Raw genomic sequence first — 20,404 nt, 5'->3', positions numbered from 1 at the left:
TCCGGCCACAAATATTGGAAGGTTCTTACTCATGAGAAAGCCTCACGTAATAACAGTTTAACTAATTCAGAGAAAATTATACAAAAAAGCTAGAGAAAACCCCTGGTCTTTAAAATATTGTTTGCCACTCTATTTTAACAGACTAGGGGTATCTTATCGTATAGAGATTGACCAACACCAGTAGAAATAAACTTTTGAATCAAGCTCAGGAACATGGTATTCTGTATCATAAGAGATACAAACTTGTAAATGTTTGGTCACATTTACAATTTATTGTTCATGCAGGGAATGTAACTTATTATTAACACATGTGATTAAATATTAACTCTATAGAAGTAGGGGAACATAAGTGAGATTAAAAGCTGATAACGCATTGAGTTATAGAGGTAGGATTATAAGTGTAGTATTTATTGCCGTCATTTATTTGTTGATTAGGGGAATAGCGATAATTCACTTTGGACGAGCACTTTATCCATTTCTAATACCAGCGCTTATTCCATTACTTATAGCCTGGTATTTTGGAAAGCATTATGATAAATATGTGTATTTATCTACGAGAGACACTCTCACAGGATTATATAACAGACGCTATGTATTGGATAAGTTCCCTCGAGTCATGACATATGTTAATAAAAGAAAGTTAAATATTGCTATATTGCTGTTAGATGTTAATAATTTCAAAGAAATAAATGATAATTATGGACATGGTTACGGAGATCAAGTACTTGAGCATCTATCAAAAATTTTATGTAAATCTTTTGGACAAAACGACATTATCGCTAGATGGGGTGGTGATGAATTCTTCATTTTTTCCACATTTTCCGATGAAAAATTAGTAATAAAAAAAATAAATCAATTTAAAAATGAGATAAAAAGGGAGGATTGGCCGCATAAAAGCAACATCTCCGTTACAATAGGTAAAGCGATATATCCTTCAGATGCTGACAATTTAAAAGATCTAATGGCTAAAGCTGATTCTAATATGTATGAATTAAAAATGAATGATAGACAAATAAATGCAATAAAAAGGGAAGAATCCATGATCCACTAATTTGGAGATGAGTACTTTTGTGAAATAAGCTAAATACGAATTATTTCAAATTGCGAAGGCCCTTCAAAATCTTTTTAATAAATGATTCAAAGTCAGGAGTAATGATATCATGACTCGCGTTTTGTTAGTGGGCGATTTTTTAAAACATGTAGGACAAAGCCCGTAAAACTAAAAGACGGGGGAAGAGCATGAAGAGATGGTTTTGGGCAATAGTTGTTGTTGGAATGTTAAGTGCATGTACGCCTAATGAAGAGGAGTTTGTGCAAGAGTTTTTTCCGGAAGAAACATCAGCAAATATTGAAGAACCATCAGAAGAAGAGCTGGCTGAGCTAATGAGAGAAAAAGCTAAACCTGCCGTTTTTACTGCATTGAATGCTGATCAGCCGCAGGTAGATAAAAAGGTGACAGCAACGGGTGAAGTTATAAGAGTGGCAGAACCAGGTATGATGGGTACATTTTCTCTCCGGACGGATGAAGGAACGTATACGATCATGAACTTGACTAAAACAGAAGTGGAAGAAAGAAGTAAGGTGACTATTTATGCAGCACTAATATAAGCCAGTGAGCGGCTATCATAGTAGAAAACGAAAAAAGAACCAGCGGGGAATACCCCTGCAACGTTCTGTGGCGTGAGAAGAAGTGTGGCCTATGATGCACCAGTTATAATAAAACAAGATAGTAAAAAGCCCCGGTTTTTTACCGGGGGTTACTACTCATGAACAATTGATAAGGTTTATAGTCAGGCACTTGGGAATACTCTTCGAACAGCATCACCAAATTCATCGAAGAACCCTTCAACTGGTTCCCCGCCTCTTATCCGATCAGCATAATCCTTCATTTGAGTGCTGAAATCTGGATCTTCGGAAACATACACTTTTTCCACAGAAGTATCCGCTTCTTTTACTTTTTCTTCAATTTTACTTTTCAGTTCATCATTTACTTTCGTGCCGTTTTTTAAGTCAACGGCCGCATAAGCCTTATGATCTGTTACAAGTACTGTTGCGCCATTGACCTCATCTAGTTCTTCAACAAGGTCAGCAGTCTTTTCTGATACATCCAAATTGGCTTGATTGGTTTGATCAGTATGATCCATGCCATTGTCTGCTGTTTGATCATCATGTACAACATTTTCGGCGGAATCATTTTTGACATTATCCGAAGCGTTATCACGGTTATTCATACAAGCCGTGAGTGAAAACATGGTCATACAGGCTGCCACATAAATCGATATTTTTTTCATTAAAGACCCTCCCTTATAAATGTTAACAAGAGATAGAATCTCCAATGGATTAATTTATATTCAATAAGAGTGATAAAAAGCAGTCATTAAATAAATAATGACTGCTCCAATGTGCAAGGGGTAACAAATATTCTTCCCTGATAATCAAGGGATATACAGAAACGTATTATAGATGTTGTAGTGCATGGAATATTATCTTTCAGCTTAAAAAGCAGAGCATGAATAAAACTGTCGCTAAAACTCCATATCAACAAAACACATTTGAACTTTCCATTGTTATACCTCACAATTATATTGTCCAAATTAGAGAGGAACTTCTATAAAAAAGACCGGCCGTAGCCGACCTACACATTCCGCATAAAAGTGAGAATAACAAACAGCCTGCCTGGATATGACGAATGGGTGGGGGATTTTTATAATTTACCTTTCTTGAAAGCCCTTAAATAACCCATTGAAGCTGCATATGATGCTGTTCTCAGTGGAACCCCTTTTTTCTTTAATTCGTCTACAGTATTTTGAATCTTTTGTCCAGCATGCAGGTTTTTTGGGCTCAAATATCACATCTCCTTCCTTTGTGTTTTATTACCAGTCTTGTCTTTTGCGAGTGTATACTCACCTTGGTTTTATTTATCCAGATCATATTATTTTTCCGTGACAGAAATCTCCAATCACCGTGTTAAGCGGTGTTTGCAAGGTCAGGATTTAGTGACGAAATCTTGAAATCATTAATGTTCTCTTAAGGCAGCTAAAGGAACATTTTGTTCGTTCTGCGGTTCATCGAGAGGGTAAATTCTAGCGGTTTCGTTGCTTTCTTCTACACGTTGAATATAGACGGGTACTTCATTGAAAGTGACATTAGCCATCACTGGTGAAGCGGCAATTTCTTGTGCTCGTTGTTTATTCATGATCATGATCTCCTTTCGGTTTGTAACAGTTATAATGTTTACTTAAAAGCTTTAATTATTCTTAGCATTATGTTCTAAAACTGAGCTGAAAGGAAAAAAGTGGACGAATTTCACCTGAATGCGGGTTCGTCTTCTATTAAAGGCGGACACATCATTGACGGAGCAGGTTTAAAAGTAGAATCATTAGATAACCGTCTTGTCAGTGTAATTAAATGTATTTTGGCTGGCGCAATGGTGCAGCATTGGATGAACGGGATAATACGCATTTCAAATAAAAAGTGTATGGCGAGAAAGATTGCTAAAAGATGTACTTACAGGTGAGCAAGGTTTATTTATTGGAGAAAAATGAAGTAGCTAAAAACCCCCTTATCTAAATGAAAGGGGGTGATATTCAGTAAGAAAATATGGAAAGTTTAGTGTTGTTTTTTTGCGTATCGTTTTTTATTATCATCGTCGTTTTCCATGTCATCATCGCTACCATATCCATCTTCCATTGCCAGCTTTGTACCATTTGAAAATTTTACTTCCATTTTGATTTCTTCTAGATCCAGACTATTAAATGTAGCTAAAATTCCATCTTTTATTTCTTCTTTGGTCATTTCAGGACTAATATTCCACTTTGCTAAGTATTCTTCAAGACGTTTAATTGCTTCTTCGTCTTTATATTTTATCTTTCCGGTTTCAGATTCGACCTTCATTTCTACTTTTGTCTTACCTCTGTTGCTTTTATATTTTAACTTAACTTCTGTAGCATTTTTGAATTGGAGTTCTAATTTGAGCTTTTGAATACCAGTATTTAATTCAATATCCGATGCTTTTTCAAAAAGGGCTATCTCTAAAATAATATTGTTATTTATACTAAGTTCAATATTGTCGCCAACTAAAATTTGATCCGCAGACATAAAGAGGTTATGATACTGGACGAGTAAATTTACAGGGATTTGATAAGTCAACAATTCGCCGTTAAATGTTTTAACTGTTAAGCTACCTGTCTTAGTATCATTATTTACAGAAACATCAGTGACCACCCCGTTAACTGTAGATGCGCCATTTTCTTCAAGTAATTGACCATATGTACGATCTAACACTGCTGCCATTTGTGCACGCGTTATTGGTTTATTAGGTTGAAATAAGCCGGCTGTATTTCCTGCGAAAATTCCGTATTCATTTGCGATAAAGACATCACCTATGAAATTTTTGGGAATTTGTTTTGCATCTTTAAAATCCAGTGGCTCATTTTTCGACTGAGCTGCTTCATCTTGCAGTCCGAGTGTACGCACAAGCAAACTGGAAATCCATAAACGTTCCGCCGGTTTATTTGGTAAGAAATTTTCCGAAGTCGAATCAATTAGCTTTTGTTCTAATGCGACTGATATATAGCCTCGCACACGCTCATTCACTGAACTTGCATCTTTGAAAGGGAGTTCAACGTTCGTTCTCGATTTTGCTTCCTCTTCCAAATCAAGCAAACGAACTGCCGTAATAATAGACTGGATACGTGTTACTGGTTTATTTGGTTGAAACAAACCTTCCTCATCACCCTGAAAAATGCCCTTTACTTTCATCCGGCCAATATTTTCTGCAGCCCATTCCATGTTTTGTGTATCTTTAAATTCTACTTTAACCGATTTTCGTCCATGTTCTGTAGCAGCAACAGGACCTGCCAGGCTAAAAGCTAATAAAGCTGATGCAGTAACAATACCCGTCTTTTTCATTTTCTTCATACTAATGACCTCCTCTAAAAATATAAAAACCCCACCCTAAAAAGAGGTGGGGAATACTAACTAATGTTCTCCATCTTTTTCGGAAACCCGGCTGCCATAGTAAAAAAACACATTAGGCCCGTGGCTTTGCGTCCTTATTTTTCAATAAGTTTGCTAGTATCGAAAGAATTATAATTTACTTTACTTTAAAAAAAGATTTTTTGTAACAGTCAATAGACTTATATATTAACTTTATATGAATATTTTTAAATATTGACAAAATTTATCCATATGGGATGATGTGACAAAATTCTAGCACTTTTCCGTTCCCAGTAGACATTGGCAGACATTCATGCTGCGATTTGGAAAACAAAATTGAATTGAAAAATTAATATAGTTTCTAATTAAATAATGTGCAAAATTCAATGAAAGAGGATCCATTATACTCTGTAACAGAGATGACTGAAGCGATCGATATGCCAGAGTAGAAATTGAATTTAAAACAAAAAATAGTCAGGTTGATACCTGACTGTAAAAGAGTTGGAAAGTAGGGGTTGAAACAAAGCAGTAACAGTATGCCCGTTCAAGAAAAGTTTATACAGAAAACCGAGATTACTCACAGTTGTTTAGAGGTAGTAAGAAGAAGCACATTAATTTGAGTGAACATGTCATCTAAATTTGATTGAGACGGTAACGACGGTAACATTACATTTCTCCTGTAGAATTTTGTTTATCCCGCATTAACGGGCAGTAAGACCCCCGCTTCAAGACGTCGCAAAGACAAGAAGGATAAGCGGGGGATCAACTGCCCGTAAAATCCCGATTGGTTCGGGCCGGCCGAAGCCGGTCACTCAGGTATTGCCGCAGGACGCGGCGCTCTTTACCTGAGTTCCTTTTTATTCAGTGGGGGATGAAGAAAACCCCCACTGAATGAAGTTTCACTTTATTTAGTACATGAAAAGAAATCGATGATTGATAAACAGTAGAGCAAAATTGTTTAATAAAGAGTGGATATAATATGGTTAATAAAACAAAAAACCCCCTATTAAGGGATTTGTGTCTATCTGATTATTATTTCTGTTTATAGAATGTCATGTATTCCTGAACAGAATGGATGATCCCTTCGACTTGAAATAGAAGCAACGATAAAGCTGATAAAGAGAAAAAAGCAATTGGGATTAAGCGAAGCCAATGCATTCTATCACCTCCGTTTCTAGGTAATGATAAAATCATACTTTTGAACTTTAAAGTTATCTAAGTGTAAAGTATTAGCTCCAAACCAAAAACTAAGGAGGACTGGCTTCCTGATATTTTTCGATCATGCGTAACATACCGGAATGTGCGTTTCAATAGGTGAATGTGATAGAATGACCCGTATTAGAAGTTGTTGAAGATTTTTCTTTCTGAACAAAAATTTAAAATAATATCGGTTTATCATGTTAACCTTCTGAGATGCCATCACTAGTGGATTTTACATTTTACGCAGAAAATCATTTTGTGTGACAACAAAAAAGAGTTATTTGGATTTTATTATTTTATAAGGAAAATCATTCAATTTGAGAAGGGAATGGAACATGAAGGATTTACAGTGTGTGCGTCATGTCTAAATTGACAAAAGCTAAAGTTGAATCATACGTCAAAATAAACGAGGTATTCTTTTGTGATGAAACGTGCTATTGATCAGAGAAGAAAAAGAGACGAGAGGCATGAAGAAATATAAAAAGGTATATGGCTCATGAAAGGGTCCTTTTGCCAGTATTTTGCGCAGCGTTTAAGCGATAATTTGCACATAGAAAGAGGCTTAAGATGATCTCATTGACCACCTTAAGCCTCTTTGTCTGTTTATTTATTGCTTAACAGTAGACCCAAACTATGTAGTAAAGGGGGAGATTAACAAAGTCATTTATGAATAAAAACGCTAGTACCAATGGGAACTTTAGATGATAATTCTAGAACATCATGATTAAACATTCTAATACATCCATGTGAGACGTTCTTACCGATTGAAGCGGGGTTATTTGTTCCATGTATACCGTAATGAGGTTTTGACAACCCCATCCAAAGCACTCCAAATGGTCCGCCAGGATTACGTTGTTTATTGATAATCGTGTATGTCCCGGAAGGTGTTGGTGACAATATTTTACCAACTGCAATTGAGTAAGCTTTTATAAGCTTATTTCCATCGAAAAGTTTTAATTGATGTTGTGATGTTGATACGTCAATCCATTTTGCCATGAAGATCAACTCCATTTTTGATTATTGTATGAAGTAACTCGGGCATTTGTTCATTAACAGGTATTGATTGAATAGTTCGGTGAAACTATGCAGGAGTGAAAAGGATAAAAGGGACAAAGTGGACCGTTTGGAAACCACACAGAAACGGAAGGTGTAACATGGAAATCTTTACAGGCAGTCGAAAAGACGATTGATCAACAGTAGAGTAAAAAACGAAGCAAAATTGAGCACTAAATGGTATTAGTTCAGAATTAAAACATAAATTTAGTGTGAAATACAGACAGATGAGTAAGTGCTAAATAAAATACAGTAAAAGGAAAGAGGTGGAGTGCAATGCTGAGAAAGGTATACTGGTCTAAACTCAACGATTCATGCAATAAAATAACAGTAAAAGCTGGTTTTAGGAAGGAAAGTAACGAGCTTTATGAACCTTATGAACTATCAATTGAAACATGGGAAAAAGAATCGGCTAGTTGGATGTACAAAGGAGAGCAATCAAAACAAAGGCAGCAACAATTAGAGGAGCATCCATCTATACAATTGCTGTTAAAATTATCATAAAGACTCAACAGTTCGTACCTAAACGGACGAAAAGACTTATGATGATCAAGGAGATCGCTGTAAGCTTCTTTCTGAAGACAGCATGCTAATGATCAAACAAAAAACAGAGTAATTAAATAGAGAGAATGAACTTAATGGCTGTCTGAAGTTCAAAAATACCCTTTAACGAACCCATTAGGCCAACTATCTTTCTCTTTATCGAGCTAATAACTTAAAATAAAAAATGCTTATTCTGACATGTAGAATGGATACTCTTGCTGCTGCCATTTTCAGGTCAGAGGGCGGCTTAGGCAGAACGGATCGTACTAGGTCCTTATTATGATGTTTTCCATGGTTCATCCAATGAGGCGGGCACCAATGATATGATTGCGGGCATATATGATCAACAGTTTACGCCAAGTGATCAAAAGTACCCCTGTTTCCGGCATACAACAGGGGCTACATGGCTCCGGCTTGAGCTCCATGAAAAATCAATCATGAGAGTATAGAAGGATATGTCATTGAAGTCATTGACAAACAGGATGTCGTACGCACGTATTTTGTAAAAGAAGATGGATCTTATACGGTGCAGGAAGGCGGCATTGCAGGGCTCGGGAGCCAATCACCCCATTTACTGCAGAGGATGCGGATGTGACGAATGTGTATATTCAACTCTCAGCTGAACTGCCGCTCATGTTCAGCTCTTATTTGTATACAGCGAATGGATTTCTCGAAATTATCATTATTTATAACTCAACTATGGCAGAGAGAAATCAACAAATAAGCCTTGATATAATTGGACAAAAAAATAGTAGTGCGAACCAATGCCTTGGTTTGCACTACTATTTTTAGTTCAACCTACTCGCTATGCAAAGTTTATTTGTGTTTATTAAAAGTAATTAGATTGGAAAAGCCAGATGAAATTATTTACGTTTAATTAACAAGAGCTTAATAGTGGGTGAATAAAGGCGAGTTAGAATATTACTATAAGTTGCATGGGAACGATTCCATACAATTGTGAATTGTTTATGATCATATTTTTTGTTTACTAAAAATGACTAATCATTGTGAAAAAACGCATGAATTATCAACATTTAATTAACAAGAGTTTATAGAGGATGAATAAAGGCGAGTTAAAATAATGTTATGAAATATATGGGAACGATTCCATATTCCTGTGGAGCGTTTTTAAGTGTAAGGGGATTTTATGAATATTAATGATGTTGCACAAAAATCTGGTGTTAGTAAAACAACAGTTTCAAGAGTGCTAAATAATGAAAAATATGTATCTGATGAAAAAAGAGAAAAAGTTTTATCAGCTATAAAAGAATTAGGGTATGCACCTAATTGGGTTGCAAGAAGCCTAGTTACAAAGAAGACTAACTTGATTGGGGTGATTGTTCCTGAAGTTGATTTGAGTTTTTACTACTCGATCATATCAGAAATGGAAAGGATCGCTTTTGAAAGAGGCTACAAATTGTTTATATGTAATACTCTACATCGTCCGGAAAAAGAGATTGAATATCTCAGCCTATTAAAGGAAATGAGAGTAGACGGTTTGATTTTAATGCATGAAGAAATGTCGGAACAATCGATAAAGGAAATTAAAAAGTGGGGTATCACATCTCTATTTCTCAGTGGTGAAATTTTAAATTCAGACATTCCAAGTGTGTTAATAGATAATTATGCTGCTTCCAAAGCGATGACGGAGTACTTAATTCAACTAGGACATAAAAAAATCCAATTTATTGCGGGGAATGAGTCAGAACATGCTACATTGAATAGCCGTTTAGCTGGATTTTTAGAGGCAGTTCAACATTCAAGTGAAGAAATTACTTACAAAATTGCATATGGAGATTACACAATGGAAAGTGGTTACGAAATCATGAAAAAGACATTGGAAAATAAAAAATATCCTACAGCGGTCTTTGCCATTAGTGATGATCTTGCTGTGGGTGCAATGAATTGTCTACTAGATTATGGCTTTCAGATACCTAAAGATATTTCTGTGGTAGGGTTCGATGCGAGTAAAATATCAATAGTCTGCCGTCCTAGATTAACGACAGTGGAACAACCTATTGAATTATTAGCAAAAACGGGAATAGAAAAGTTAATTGCGAATATTGGTTCGAGCATCAAGGAAAAAAAGACATACGTTCCATACCAATTGTTAATTCGGGAAAGTTGTGCACGATTTAAAGGAGGTGAGGGTTTGAGTAACCTAGAACGTATCCGTCACTAAATAGGAACCTTATTGCCCGTCAATGCGGGATAAAATGGAGGATGTAAAAATCTATGTGGTATTTTAAGGCTTTACCGAGAGGGAAAATTATTGAGTTTTTCATTGTTGCAGTATTTTGTTTGTTCTTTTTTGGACCATTATTAAACCTTGTATTATTAGCATTTTCAGGAGAATGGAGATATCCGAGTAAATTACCATCTTCTTGGTCTTTAGATTGGTGGAAATATGTGTTTGGAAATGATCAAATCGTACATTCCATTCTTCTATCTTTCTCAATCGCAACGATTGTGACCATTGTATCTATTATTATTTGTATACCCGCAGCATATGCATTTGCACGACTGCAATTTCCATTAAGAAGAGTGTTTTTATTCTCCTTTTTGCTGACAAATGCATTTCCGAAAATGGGACTGTATGTAGCGGTTGGTGTAATGTTTTATAAATTTGGATTGATGAATACCTTTGTAGGGGTCGTATTGATTCACGTCATTAATACGCTTATGTATATGACATGGATTCCTTCAGCCGCATTTAAAAATGTGCAAAAGTCGCAAGAAGAAGCGGCGAGAGATTCAGGAGCCTCTCCTTTAAGGGTGTTTTGGCATATTACATTACCTATTGCTGCACCAGGGATTATTGTGGCATCAATTTTTACTTTTTTATCTTCTTTGGACGAAGCTCAAGGAACATTATTAGTGGGAATTCCAGATTTTCAAACGATGCCTGTCATAATGTATTCCATTATTGCAGATTATCCAGCAAACGCTGGAGCAGTATTTTCGATTATTTTAACACTACCAACTATTGTTCTTTTATTAGCAGCTAGAAAGTTTCTTGGAAGTGATGCCATAGCTGGTGGATTTCAGATGAAATAAGGAAAAGGTGAATAAAATGCATATGCAATTAGAAATTAAAGGTTTAACCAATATTTACAAAACAGGAGAAGGTATTAGAAATATTCATTTACAAGTTAAAAAAGGAGAATTACTAACGTTACTTGGTCCATCTGGTTGTGGGAAAACAACAATTTTAAGATCAGTTGGAGGTTTTGTAACACCTCAAGAAGGACAAATCATTATAGACAATGAAGATATCAGTAAATATTCACCGGAAAAAAGGCCAACAGCTATGGTATTTCAAAGCTATAATTTATGGCCACATATGGATATATATAACAATTTGGCGTTTAGTATGAAATTAAAAAAAATGAAAAAAGAAGCAATCAATGAGCGGGTACAGTGGGCATTGAAATTAGTACATTTAGATGGAATGGAAAAGAAATTTCCATCTGAACTCTCTGGTGGACAGCAACAAAGGATTGCTCTAGCTAGGGCACTACTCTTAGATCCTCAAGTCTTATTGTTAGATGAACCCTTTTCAGCGTTAGATGCAAAATTACGTCATGAACTAAGAGAACAATTGCGAGAAATTCAAGCCATTCAAAAGCTAACAATGATATTTGTTACGCATGACCAAGAAGAAGCATTGGCTATATCTGACCGAATTGCCGTTATGAATAAAGGAAAAATAGAACAACTAGATGCACCAAAGGAAATTTATAACTCACCAAAAACGTATTTTGTTGCCAATTTCATCGGAAAAATGAACTTTATTGAACTGCAAGCTCAAGATGGAATCGTTCAATTAGGGAATTCTTCGTTTGAAGTTGCAGATGTAGGAAATTCAAAGGTTCAAACAGCTATTCGACTAGAAGATATAGAGATTACCGATGTTGATCCAGACGTTAATGGAATCATAAAGAAAATTATGATGCTAGGTCATTATGCAGAAGTAACAATTCAAACTGAATTTGGCTTGCTCAAGACATTTATTGAAAAGCGAAAATTAGAGACATTATCTGTAGAGCAACATGTAGGCGTTTGTATTAAAGCTGCCAGATTTTATGGAAATAATGAACTAAAATCAAATATCAAAAGGAGCTCAACTCATGTTAAAGAATTTGAAGCAGCATACTAAGAAACTAACGATCACAGCACTTGCAGGTTTAACTGCATTATCACTAGTAGGTTGTAATGAAAATGAAAAAACTGGAGATAGCGTAACATCTGAAGAAAAAGTTAAAGTCTCACTTTATTCGACTGGCTCATTAAATGTACAAAATTTTTGGGAAGAAGTTATTCCACTGTTCGAACAAGAGAATGAAAACATTGATGTTGAATTAGTCTTTTTACCCGCAGGACAAGGTGGACAGTCTACAATGGATCGACTATTAGCAGCAAAAAAAGCGAATAAAGACTCTGGTGTAGATATTTATGAAGGTGGACTCGAAGATGCAATTCGCGGAGAAGAAGAGAATCTATTTGAGAAATTAGATGAGTCGAATATCGAAAATATTAAAAATATTGAAGAAAACAATATGAAAGGAACGCAAAATCTTGCCATTCCATACCGTGCGTCTGCAGTAGTCTTAGCGTACAACAGCGACAATGTCAAAGAAGTACCTGACACACCTGAGGATTTATATAAATGGATTGAAAATCACCCTGGTAAATTTGCATACAACGATCCAACTACAGGTGGTTCAGGAAGCTCGTTTGTAATATCGACAATCTATAACCAACTTCCAGCAGAAGCGATGAATATTCAAGATGAAAGTATTATGAAAGATTGGGATAAAGGATTTGAAATTCTAAATGATCTAGAGCCATATTTATATCAAGAAGGGGTTTATCCGAAAAAAAATCAAGGAACACTAGACCTATTAGCCAATGGAGAAGTTGACATGGTTCCTGCATGGTCGGATATGGCCTTGGAGCAAATGAACAACAAATTACTTCCAGAAAATACAAAACTAAAACAAATTAACCCTGGTTTTACTGGAGGTCCAGCCTATTTAATGGTACCAGCAGACAATGATGAACAAGAAAAAGAGGCAGCACAAGAATTTGTTAACTATGCGTTAACACCTGAAGTTCAAAAAGTAGTCATCGAAAAAATGTACGGTTTCCCAGGTATTAAATGGGGTTTACTAGATGAAGAACTACAATTAGAATTTGAAAGTGTTTCTGGGAAATACAGACTATTTAACGGTGGTACTTTAGGGGAAGAACTAAATAAGAGATGGCAAAAGGAGATTGCTAATTAATGATTGCGAAAAAGCAAAAACTTTTGGGGATAGCGATGGTTTTGCCATCGTTTCTCTCTTTAATCATATTAGTTGTTTGGCCAGTTTTTATATCTATTAAACAAAGTTTTCAAAATGAAGAAAATCAATTTACTTGGGACAATTATAAGTATGTTTTAACGGATCCTATGATGGTGAATAACTTTAAATATACGATGCTTGTTACATTGATTTCCTGTGTTTTAGTGTTAATAATCAGCTATGCACTTGCAGCTTATTTAAGATTTTCTAACAGTTGGTTTTCTAAGGTTATTAGCAGACTTTATTTTATTCCTATGTTTATTCCAGGGATTATCGCTATTTATGGATTTATTAATATGTATCGCGATAATGGATGGATTGCTAGATTTATCGGATCGGAAAATATGCCTTCTTTTGTGTATGATATCAAAGGTCTTGTATTAATGAATTTGTGGTTTAACATCCCATTTACTACAATGCTACTCCTGTCTGCACTATCAGCGATTCCTGGCTCAGTTATTGAAAGCGCGAGAGATGTTGGGGCTAAAAAGCTGACTATATTTTTCAAATTCATTTTACCGCTGTCATATAATACGCTACTTGTGGCATTAACATTTGCTTTTATGGGCATTGTTGGGAGTTTTACCGCGCCGTATTTAATTGACAAAAATGCGCCGCAAATGCTAGGTGTATCCATGCAGCAACATTTTTCTGTATATCATGAATTAGGACAATCAAGTAGTATTGCGGTTATATTATTTCTTATGTGTGCCGTGGTAGGTTTTATATACATCAAAAATATGATGAAAAATGAAAGCCATTCATAAGGAGTGCTAAAGATGAAGTTATCAGGAGTAGAAAAAGCACACGCATTGTTTAACCATAAAGTTGAATATTCTTTCCGAGTTGAAGCGAATGGTTTTTATGATTTACATATTGAAGCCTCCTCTGATTCTGATTGGGGTAAAAAAGGAAATGAATCAAATTTATTATTAGTGGAGGTTATAGGGGAGCAGGATATAGCTTTCAAGTACACAATCGTAACTTATATGGGAGATAATCCTTATATTTATAGCCTATATTTAGGTTTTCTACATGAAGGAAATTATAAAGTGAAGATTAGTAATAAAGAAGTAGCTGTTTATAAACGAACAGTAGTGACCATACATAATGTCACATGCTCGGAATCGAAATTATCTACACGTGAAACATTGGTATATGAACACGCACCTGTTTTGTATGGTAGAAATCACTTCTCACACTATGACAACTGTTATACGGATACACCATTAGCCTTACTTTATTCAATTACTGAAGTACAAAATGAGACAATCACAATTGATTATCACTATATTTTCAGTCACGAAGATGAAGGAACACCAGGGCAATTGTTAATGGCGAAATGGGGAAGAACATTAGACATTGAGTGGTGTTATGGTGTTACATTAAATAGTAAAACGTCTGAAATAATTGAGGCGAAATACCAAGGTCCTCATCATGAAGTTCGGACATTTACAGGTCAATACGCACTCAATAGCAAAAGACCAATACTACAAACTAGAACGACAAACGGAAACTTCGATCATGTGATAAATTCTGAGTATTGTTTTTCGATTGCACCTGAAATAGAGTGGAACCCTCATACAGATTCACGCGAATGGTTTATGAAGGAACGTCCAGATATCAATTTAATAATGATTAAAGAAGCGGAAAGACAACTGGTTGAAAACAGTGCCCCAATGAATCAAATCGTATCCCCTACTAACTATCTATACGCTTATTGCTATACAAGTAGCGAAGCGACTAACAATGTTATTGATTTTACTTATCAATTAAGAGGAAAGAATGTTAGTTCTTCCTTCGACTTTCATGATCCTGTCTATGGGTTCGGATCGTATAGTGATACATATCCAAATTTCACAATAGCTTTTGAAGTCGATGAGGTACAAAAATGTCTTCCTACTATGCATGTTCGATTGCTGCAAGGAGAAAAAATGATCATTAATAAAATCGAGTTTTTCAGTTTGCGTGAGGATGGAGTGTTGGATTTAGTTTATAAAATAGAGAGTCCATTCATGCTTACTAAAGAAAACTCTATTATTCCTATAGGAGGAATTAGCAATGAGTAACATTTTAAAGGGAAGAATGGAGTTATTGAACAGTCAGATGATTGTCAAACAAAGCTCTGATCAAAGTCATATATCTCATCGCTTCTATCTACCTGAAGGGGTTGAATCTATAGAAATCATGTTTTCATATTCACCTAAATTAGTTGAATATGGTCCGGAAAATCAAGAATTGATTGGTAAAGCATTTGAGTTTTACGATGAAAAGTTACTGAAAAATAGAAAGGTAGTAAAGGATTTTGCTCCTTTCAAAAATTTATTAACGATTTCTATTGAGGATCCAATTGGATTTCGTGGGAATTGCCACCGCTTTAGTCCAGAAAATACTATAATAAACGTTGCAGAAAAGAATTCTACCCCCGGTGTCTTAAATAGAGATATGAACAGTGGCATGTGGACTATAACAGTGAATTGTCATTGTATTTTATCAGAGAAATGTGACATACAATTAGCTGTTTACGGTGTCCATTCTATCGTACAAAGCAAAAGGTGGTTCAATAAACCACTGCAAGATGTACAAAAGATAAAATTTATCGCTCCTGAAGATGACAGATTGACATCCAGTAAACAGGATACATACACTTGGAAAAAAAGTGAAATTCATTGTCATACGAATCATAGTGATGGCTTTCAAACTGTAGACGAACTAGTGAATAAAGCAAAAGAATTGGGTATTTCTTATTTAGCGATTACAGATCACAATACGATGAGTGCAACGGAAAGAATACAAGAACTAGAGGATACGTATGGCGTCCACCTTATTAGAGGAATTGAGTGGACTACTTTTTACGGTCATATGTTAACACTTGGTTATGACCATTTAACAGCAATAAACTGGAGTAATGTAGGGCCTACTTCCATTGAAGATAGCATAAGAGAAGTAAAAAATGAAGGAGCCATTGTCGGGATTGCACATCCATTTCAGATTGGATCCCCCTTTTGTACAGGATGTTATTGGGAATATGAGACGTTAGATTTTGATCATTATGATTTTATAGAAGTATGGAATGGAGAAAATCCACACAGGAGCAAAATAAACAAACTTGCATTTGAAAAATGGACAGAATTGCTAAATAATGGATCTAGAATTTCTGCAACTTGTGGTCGAGATTGGCATGTAACTGAAACAACTAAGCAACTAGCTTCCTTATATCTCTATCTACCGGAAAATGCTACAACCGATGATGTAAAACGAGCGATTAAAAAAGGTAACTCATATATTAGCATGGGTCCTAAAATTGAATTTTACGCTGAGGACAAATGCATTTCTGGTGACGCTATCCAGGTATGCGACGACTATTCGATTAAAGTTCAACTTGGGATTTCCGAATATAATACACACTATACGATTGTACTTGACTCGAACTTAGGTGAGATCTATAGAAAAGAATGTGAAGGTAATCTTCAGCAGGAAGTGGATGTTCTACCAGTACTGGATTCACAACAAGTTTCTTGGATTAGATTACTTATTTATTCCACTCACAAAGATTTGATTACTTTTACGAATCCAATATATTTTGAAGTAGAAAGTTATGGAAAATAATGGTAAAGTTACGCTATTTTCTTTAGCATCGATCATATTTATTGAACAAATTTTTAGAGTTTTACAAGGTAGTATTGATATTTTAGTGTTGGGGAAAGTATCGAATGATGCGGTAGCTACCGTAGGTCTAATCAATCAAATCATGGCGCTAAGTATCGTCTTTGTCGGTATAGCTATTTTAGGAACAAATATTTTATTTTCCTACTATTATGGAGAAAAAAATTTTTTGAAAATGTCGGGAACAATGACTAGTGGAATTGTGGTAGTTCTATTTGCAGCTACTGTTCTATCTAGTGTTTTAATAGTATTCTCGAAAAATATTTTGTTATTGATGGGCTTGGAGGATTCATTAGTAGAGTTAGCTATTCCATTTTTTATAATCCTATCACTGTCTATTCCAATCCAGGGGATAAACTCTATTTTCTTAGTATATTTACGAAATGTACAAAAGAGAAGATTAATCATTCTAGCACTGATGATTGGTACAACGTTAAATTTTTGTGGTAATATAGCTAGTTTATTTTTGTTTGATTCTGTGCAAAAAATAATGTTTGCTATAGCAATTATGACGGTTGTTTCACATCTCATTCCATTTTGTATGTATGGATATTTCATTACAAAATCAAAAATTGTCCAACTGAAAATAAAACACATTAGTAAAGCAAATATAAAAGAAATTGTTCTTTTAGGAGCTCCTACTGCAGCTGAGCAGTTTTCATATATGATTTTTCAATTATTTTTAAGTTGGGTTGTCCTATCATGGGGGATAGAACAATTACAAGCAAAAACATATGTTCAAACATGGTCTGAGTTTATCTTTATTTTCACAATTACGATAGGACAAGCTACTCAAATCTTGTTAGGCCAACGATTAGGTGCACATAAAATCGAAGAAGTTGTACCAATCGTCTCAAGAAGTATAAAGGTAAATTGCACACTATCCTTGCTGCTAGGTATACTCTTATATTCAGTTCACAAGCAACTTATTCTCTTTTATGATATTAATGACTCGATTGCTATGTTGATTGCAAGTATGCTATTCATTACAATACTCTTAGAGCCATTTAGAGCGATCAATGTCAATTTAATTAGTTCGTTATATGCAATGAAAGATAGCAAATTTGTATTTATTAGCATATTCTCTTTATGGGGCATAGTTGTACCGATACTCTTTATTTTTAAAAATGAATTAACGGTTGTGGATGTTTGGATTCTCATGGTTGGTGATGAGTTATTCCGCTCCATATTATTCTTCATAAGATGGAAACAACAACTTAAAAAGAGATTAAGAATACGGGTAACAAAAAAGCCATCAACTGAATCTATTTCATAATGCATAGCAGACTTAAAAATAGCAATAGGTAAGGTTTTGATATTATCTCAACCTTACCTATTGCTATCTTAATATGTCCATTTTAGAATGATTCTACTGTCGGTAAAGTAATAAAAACAAAATCTATCACCCCATTAGCAATCCACTTTTCAATATCTTGATCGCTTCCTTGAAAAACCTTAATTTTTACAAATGGATAATCTTGTTTAAAATGCTTCATACATTCAGGAAGCCATTGAACACAAACACTTGTAAATGCATCTATCCGAACTGTACCAGCCTCAAGCCCATTGGTGGAGGCAGCTTCTTGCCTTAGTTTATCGTTCCAGATTAAAATCGTTCGTACATATTTTAATACACTCTGCCCATTGCTCGTTAAAGTGATACCAGACCGACTTCTAATCAGCAAAGGAAACCCAAGTTCGGATTCGAGATAGAATAACTAATAGCAGACTGAGTTAAATTTAAAGCCTCCGCCGCTCTCGTTAGACTAACAGTGTTGAAAACCTCATATTTTGTAAGGCTCATTTTTGTCATCCCTATCCATAAATTTTATTCATGTTATGTATTTAAAATTTTGATTTTATTTATATATATTTTACCTTTATAATTTGAGGGAACAAAACTACATGGAGATGAAAAGATGAAACAAAGTAATTTTATTAAATTGAAAGGCTGATTGGAATGCATCTTGAAATAGACTCAACGTTATTAATTATTTTGATTATTTTAGGCTTTTTAGCTGCCTTTATAGACTCGGTTGTAGGTGGTGGCGGCCTCATTACATTGCCTGCGTTATTATTTACAGGGATGACTCCATCAGCAGCAATTGCTACCAATAAATTAGTGGGAACAATAGGCTCTTTGACAAGTACATTAATGTTTTATCGTTCTGGCAAAATCGATTTAACATCAGTGTATAAGTTATTTCCACTTGTTTTTATTGGCTCGATGATCGGTGCATGGACTGTTCATTTAATGAATCCGGAAGTACTAAAGCCATTAATGCTGATCATGCTCGCGGCTGTTGCGATTTATACCATTTTCAAGAAAAATTGGGGTAGTGTTTCAACTTATAAAAAATTATCTGTCCACCGCTTTATTCTATTTACAGCACTAATTTTTGCGATTGGTTTTTATGATGGATTTCTCGGACCTGGAACTGGTTCGTTTTTAATGTTTGCTTTTTTAATGATTGGATTTGATTTCATCAAGGCAGCTGGAAACGCAAAATTTTTAAACTTTGGAAGTAATATTGCTGGATTATTAATGTTTATGTATTTGGGACAAGTCAATTATGTTTATGGTTTACCAATGGGACTTGCCGGAATTGCTGGCGCGATTTGCGGTTCGAAATTTGCGATTAGAAAAGGAAGCAGCTATGTTCGTTTATTGTTTATTACAGTAACCTTTTTACTCATAGCGAAAAATATTTATGATTATATTCATTAATATTTCAAGTATATGTTTCTAAAGGTTCGTAATTCTATTAAAGAGTAAGGATCCATTATTTGAAATACAATATTGCGATCTTGTTTTTCTGCATTCAACTAACGTGTACAAAACCTTGAAGAAAAATGAACAGGCGGTCTAAACCGCCCGTTCATTTTAAAAACCTCTATTCCGTAACCTAGAGCTCACGGAACAGGGGTTTTTTAACACACTGAAGACTAATTAATTAGTTTTGGCTCTTATTTTCAAAAAAACGTACTAAAGCTTTTGAATGTATTTAGCGTGAAAAATAGCACTTAAAACATGCGCAAATTAGCATTCAAAGTGACACACAAAAGCAGGTGACAGGGCTTCGTGTCTTTTCATAATATGTTAAAAACCGGAGGGGTGGAAAGCACATGTTGCCAAACAAGGTGAAGATCGGTGGGATTAAATATAAGATCGAGGAAGTGGAAGGAATGGAAAATGAATTTGACATTTTAGGACAGATCTTATATACAAGAGGAACCATCAAAGTGGATGCTAACTTAGCGGCGGATAGAAAAGAACAGGTGCTGGTACATGAAATCCTACATGGGGTTTTCTTTGAAGCCGGGATTGAAGAGCAGGATGAAGATATGATCAACCGTGTCGCGATGATTTTATACCAAGTATTGAAGGATAACGATTTACGGTTTAATGATAGAAAGAATAAAACCCTGTCACATGACAGGGATAAATAATCTTCTTCATTCCGCATTTACGGTACTCACGTAAGAAGATTGCACTCTTGATTGAACGTTTAAATTGTATTTTTCTTCTATGCTGAATCCTCCTTTGAAGTCACTTGAACATGTTCAATAGGAATGAGTGCATAAAAAAAGCTAGGTTGCCCTAGCTATACTAAAGAAAAGACTAATGGGGTTTGGGTATGACGGGAAATCATCGT

The 20,404-nt window shown here is 35.1% G+C and carries 23 protein-coding genes and 1 riboswitch; of the genes, 15 read left to right on the top strand and 8 right to left on the bottom strand.

Annotation, left to right across the window (positions count from 1 at the left end):
* The first annotated feature begins 349 nt into the window (after positions 1-349).
* Positions 350-1,051, top strand: coding sequence for a GGDEF domain-containing protein (locus tag BLL40_RS09065; protein ID WP_073711584.1), 702 nt, complete (start codon positions 350-352; stop codon positions 1,049-1,051).
* 188 nt (positions 1,052-1,239) lie between these two features.
* Positions 1,240-1,608: a hypothetical protein gene (locus BLL40_RS09060; protein ID WP_073711583.1), complete on the top strand. Its 369-nt coding sequence runs from the start codon at positions 1,240-1,242 to the stop codon at positions 1,606-1,608.
* Positions 1,609-1,790: 182 nt separating this feature from the next.
* Here BLL40_RS09060 and BLL40_RS09055 read toward each other — a convergent pair whose 3' ends face one another.
* The 3 genes from BLL40_RS09055 to BLL40_RS09050 all read right to left on the bottom strand — a co-directional run bounded on the left by BLL40_RS09055 (position 1,791) and on the right by BLL40_RS09050 (position 3,196).
* The gene (locus BLL40_RS09055; protein WP_073711582.1) at positions 1,791-2,291 is read right to left on the bottom strand and encodes a YhcN/YlaJ family sporulation lipoprotein; all 501 of its coding nucleotides are present in this window, start codon (positions 2,289-2,291) and stop codon (positions 1,791-1,793) included.
* Between the two features lie 413 nt (positions 2,292-2,704).
* Entirely contained in the window at positions 2,705-2,845 is a 141-nt protein-coding gene (locus BLL40_RS17555; protein ID WP_173799914.1) for a hypothetical protein, read from the bottom strand.
* Positions 2,846-3,016: 171 nt separating this feature from the next.
* On the bottom strand, positions 3,017-3,196 hold the full coding sequence (locus BLL40_RS09050; protein ID WP_073711581.1) for a small acid-soluble spore protein H: 180 nt from the start codon (positions 3,194-3,196) through the stop codon (positions 3,017-3,019).
* A gap of 99 nt (positions 3,197-3,295) precedes the next feature.
* On the opposite strand from BLL40_RS09050, the gene BLL40_RS17165 reads away from it, so the two are divergent.
* Positions 3,296-3,517, top strand: a complete 222-nt coding sequence (locus BLL40_RS17165) for a hypothetical protein (protein ID WP_143180107.1) — start codon at positions 3,296-3,298, stop codon at positions 3,515-3,517.
* A gap of 92 nt (positions 3,518-3,609) precedes the next feature.
* Here BLL40_RS17165 and BLL40_RS09045 read toward each other — a convergent pair whose 3' ends face one another.
* The 3 genes from BLL40_RS09045 to BLL40_RS09040 form a co-directional block, all read right to left on the bottom strand.
* Positions 3,610-4,920, bottom strand: a complete 1,311-nt coding sequence (locus BLL40_RS09045) for an S-layer homology domain-containing protein (protein WP_073711580.1) — start codon at positions 4,918-4,920, stop codon at positions 3,610-3,612.
* Positions 4,921-4,998: 78 nt separating this feature from the next.
* Positions 4,999-5,085, bottom strand: a riboswitch (cyclic di-GMP riboswitch).
* Positions 5,086-5,970: 885 nt separating this feature from the next.
* Positions 5,971-6,096 (bottom strand): hypothetical protein, encoded by a 126-nt coding sequence (locus BLL40_RS18010; RefSeq protein WP_281247246.1) that lies wholly within the window; start codon positions 6,094-6,096, stop codon positions 5,971-5,973.
* Positions 6,097-6,798: 702 nt separating this feature from the next.
* The gene (locus BLL40_RS09040) at positions 6,799-7,134 is read right to left on the bottom strand and encodes a L,D-transpeptidase (protein ID WP_073711579.1); all 336 of its coding nucleotides are present in this window, start codon (positions 7,132-7,134) and stop codon (positions 6,799-6,801) included.
* 333 nt (positions 7,135-7,467) lie between these two features.
* Here BLL40_RS09040 and BLL40_RS09035 point away from each other — a divergent pair, with 333 nt between their 5' ends.
* From BLL40_RS09035 to BLL40_RS08990, 10 genes are all read left to right on the top strand, one after another.
* Positions 7,468-7,695, top strand: a complete 228-nt coding sequence (locus tag BLL40_RS09035) for a hypothetical protein (RefSeq protein ID WP_073711578.1) — start codon at positions 7,468-7,470, stop codon at positions 7,693-7,695.
* Positions 7,696-8,325: 630 nt separating this feature from the next.
* Positions 8,326-8,526 (top strand): hypothetical protein, encoded by a 201-nt coding sequence (locus tag BLL40_RS09030; protein ID WP_073711577.1) that lies wholly within the window; start codon positions 8,326-8,328, stop codon positions 8,524-8,526.
* A 355-nt stretch (positions 8,527-8,881) separates the two neighbouring features.
* A complete protein-coding gene (locus tag BLL40_RS09025; protein ID WP_073711576.1) occupies positions 8,882-9,916 on the top strand; it encodes a LacI family DNA-binding transcriptional regulator in 1,035 nt (344 codons plus the stop codon).
* Positions 9,917-9,969: 53 nt separating this feature from the next.
* A complete protein-coding gene (locus tag BLL40_RS09020; RefSeq protein ID WP_073711575.1) occupies positions 9,970-10,791 on the top strand; it encodes an ABC transporter permease in 822 nt (273 codons plus the stop codon).
* 22 nt (positions 10,792-10,813) lie between these two features.
* Positions 10,814-11,893: an ABC transporter ATP-binding protein gene (locus BLL40_RS09015; protein ID WP_073711678.1), complete on the top strand. Its 1,080-nt coding sequence runs from the start codon at positions 10,814-10,816 to the stop codon at positions 11,891-11,893.
* Positions 11,865-13,022, top strand: a complete 1,158-nt coding sequence (locus BLL40_RS09010) for an extracellular solute-binding protein (protein ID WP_073711574.1) — start codon at positions 11,865-11,867, stop codon at positions 13,020-13,022. Before BLL40_RS09015 ends, BLL40_RS09010 begins: the two co-directional genes overlap by 29 nt.
* Complete coding sequence (locus tag BLL40_RS09005; RefSeq protein WP_173799913.1) at positions 13,022-13,849, top strand: ABC transporter permease; 828 nt, start codon at positions 13,022-13,024, stop codon at positions 13,847-13,849. The genes BLL40_RS09010 and BLL40_RS09005 overlap by 1 nt, the downstream gene beginning before the upstream one ends.
* A gap of 12 nt (positions 13,850-13,861) precedes the next feature.
* Positions 13,862-15,151: a hypothetical protein gene (locus BLL40_RS09000; protein ID WP_073711573.1), complete on the top strand. Its 1,290-nt coding sequence runs from the start codon at positions 13,862-13,864 to the stop codon at positions 15,149-15,151.
* Positions 15,144-16,691, top strand: coding sequence for a CehA/McbA family metallohydrolase (locus BLL40_RS16800; RefSeq protein ID WP_083566444.1), 1,548 nt, complete (start codon positions 15,144-15,146; stop codon positions 16,689-16,691). Before BLL40_RS09000 ends, BLL40_RS16800 begins: the two co-directional genes overlap by 8 nt.
* A complete protein-coding gene (locus BLL40_RS08990; RefSeq protein ID WP_073711572.1) occupies positions 16,681-18,024 on the top strand; it encodes an MATE family efflux transporter in 1,344 nt (447 codons plus the stop codon). Before BLL40_RS16800 ends, BLL40_RS08990 begins: the two co-directional genes overlap by 11 nt.
* A gap of 82 nt (positions 18,025-18,106) precedes the next feature.
* On the opposite strand, the gene BLL40_RS08985 is transcribed toward BLL40_RS08990, so the two are convergent.
* Together BLL40_RS08985 and BLL40_RS18210 are read right to left on the bottom strand one after the other, a co-directional pair.
* Positions 18,107-18,433 (bottom strand): LysR family transcriptional regulator, encoded by a 327-nt coding sequence (locus BLL40_RS08985; RefSeq protein ID WP_073711571.1) that lies wholly within the window; start codon positions 18,431-18,433, stop codon positions 18,107-18,109.
* Positions 18,427-18,552 (bottom strand): LysR family transcriptional regulator, encoded by a 126-nt coding sequence (locus tag BLL40_RS18210; RefSeq protein WP_159434214.1) that lies wholly within the window; start codon positions 18,550-18,552, stop codon positions 18,427-18,429. The genes BLL40_RS08985 and BLL40_RS18210 overlap by 7 nt, the downstream gene beginning before the upstream one ends.
* Before the next feature lie 156 nt (positions 18,553-18,708).
* Between BLL40_RS18210 and BLL40_RS08975 the strand changes: the two genes are divergently transcribed.
* Together BLL40_RS08975 and BLL40_RS08970 are read left to right on the top strand one after the other, a co-directional pair.
* Positions 18,709-19,476 carry a TSUP family transporter gene (locus BLL40_RS08975; RefSeq protein WP_073711570.1) on the top strand — a complete coding sequence of 256 codons (768 nt, stop codon included), beginning with the start codon at positions 18,709-18,711 and terminating at the stop codon, positions 19,474-19,476.
* Between the two features lie 398 nt (positions 19,477-19,874).
* Entirely contained in the window at positions 19,875-20,198 is a 324-nt protein-coding gene (locus BLL40_RS08970) for an ImmA/IrrE family metallo-endopeptidase (RefSeq protein ID WP_073711569.1), read from the top strand.
* Positions 20,199-20,404: the final 206 nt, after the last annotated feature.

Source organism: Domibacillus mangrovi (assembly GCF_001906925.1).
Taxonomy (GTDB): Bacteria; Bacillota; Bacilli; order Bacillales; family Domibacillaceae; genus Domibacillus; species Domibacillus mangrovi.
The sequence above is the reverse complement of the archived record's forward strand: the minus strand, read 5'-3'. Positions and strand labels throughout refer to the sequence as shown.

What these genes read in the sequence shown, in the direction of transcription:
- BLL40_RS09060 (WP_073711583.1), top strand. Translation starts at nt 1,240, where the DNA reads ATGAAGAGATGGTTTTGGGCAATAGTTGTTGTTGGAATGTTAAGTGCA.
- BLL40_RS09055 (WP_073711582.1), bottom strand. Translation starts at nt 2,291, where the DNA reads ATGAAAAAAATATCGATTTATGTGGCAGCCTGTATGACCATGTTTTCA.
- BLL40_RS09050 (WP_073711581.1), bottom strand. Translation starts at nt 3,196, where the DNA reads ATGAATAAACAACGAGCACAAGAAATTGCCGCTTCACCAGTGATGGCT.
- BLL40_RS09045 (WP_073711580.1), bottom strand. Translation starts at nt 4,920, where the DNA reads ATGAAGAAAATGAAAAAGACGGGTATTGTTACTGCATCAGCTTTATTA.
- BLL40_RS18010 (WP_281247246.1), bottom strand. Translation starts at nt 6,096, where the DNA reads ATGCATTGGCTTCGCTTAATCCCAATTGCTTTTTTCTCTTTATCAGCT.
- BLL40_RS09040 (WP_073711579.1), bottom strand. Translation starts at nt 7,134, where the DNA reads ATGGCAAAATGGATTGACGTATCAACATCACAACATCAATTAAAACTT.
- BLL40_RS09035 (WP_073711578.1), top strand. Translation starts at nt 7,468, where the DNA reads ATGCTGAGAAAGGTATACTGGTCTAAACTCAACGATTCATGCAATAAA.
- BLL40_RS09025 (WP_073711576.1), top strand. Translation starts at nt 8,882, where the DNA reads ATGAATATTAATGATGTTGCACAAAAATCTGGTGTTAGTAAAACAACA.
- BLL40_RS09020 (WP_073711575.1), top strand. Translation starts at nt 9,970, where the DNA reads ATGTGGTATTTTAAGGCTTTACCGAGAGGGAAAATTATTGAGTTTTTC.
- BLL40_RS09015 (WP_073711678.1), top strand. Translation starts at nt 10,814, where the DNA reads ATGCAATTAGAAATTAAAGGTTTAACCAATATTTACAAAACAGGAGAA.
- BLL40_RS09010 (WP_073711574.1), top strand. Translation starts at nt 11,865, where the DNA reads ATGTTAAAGAATTTGAAGCAGCATACTAAGAAACTAACGATCACAGCA.
- BLL40_RS09005 (WP_173799913.1), top strand. Translation starts at nt 13,022, where the DNA reads ATGATTGCGAAAAAGCAAAAACTTTTGGGGATAGCGATGGTTTTGCCA.
- BLL40_RS09000 (WP_073711573.1), top strand. Translation starts at nt 13,862, where the DNA reads ATGAAGTTATCAGGAGTAGAAAAAGCACACGCATTGTTTAACCATAAA.
- BLL40_RS16800 (WP_083566444.1), top strand. Translation starts at nt 15,144, where the DNA reads ATGAGTAACATTTTAAAGGGAAGAATGGAGTTATTGAACAGTCAGATG.
- BLL40_RS08990 (WP_073711572.1), top strand. Translation starts at nt 16,681, where the DNA reads ATGGAAAATAATGGTAAAGTTACGCTATTTTCTTTAGCATCGATCATA.
- BLL40_RS18210 (WP_159434214.1), bottom strand. Translation starts at nt 18,552, where the DNA reads ATGAGCCTTACAAAATATGAGGTTTTCAACACTGTTAGTCTAACGAGA.
- BLL40_RS08975 (WP_073711570.1), top strand. Translation starts at nt 18,709, where the DNA reads ATGCATCTTGAAATAGACTCAACGTTATTAATTATTTTGATTATTTTA.
- BLL40_RS08970 (WP_073711569.1), top strand. Translation starts at nt 19,875, where the DNA reads ATGTTGCCAAACAAGGTGAAGATCGGTGGGATTAAATATAAGATCGAG.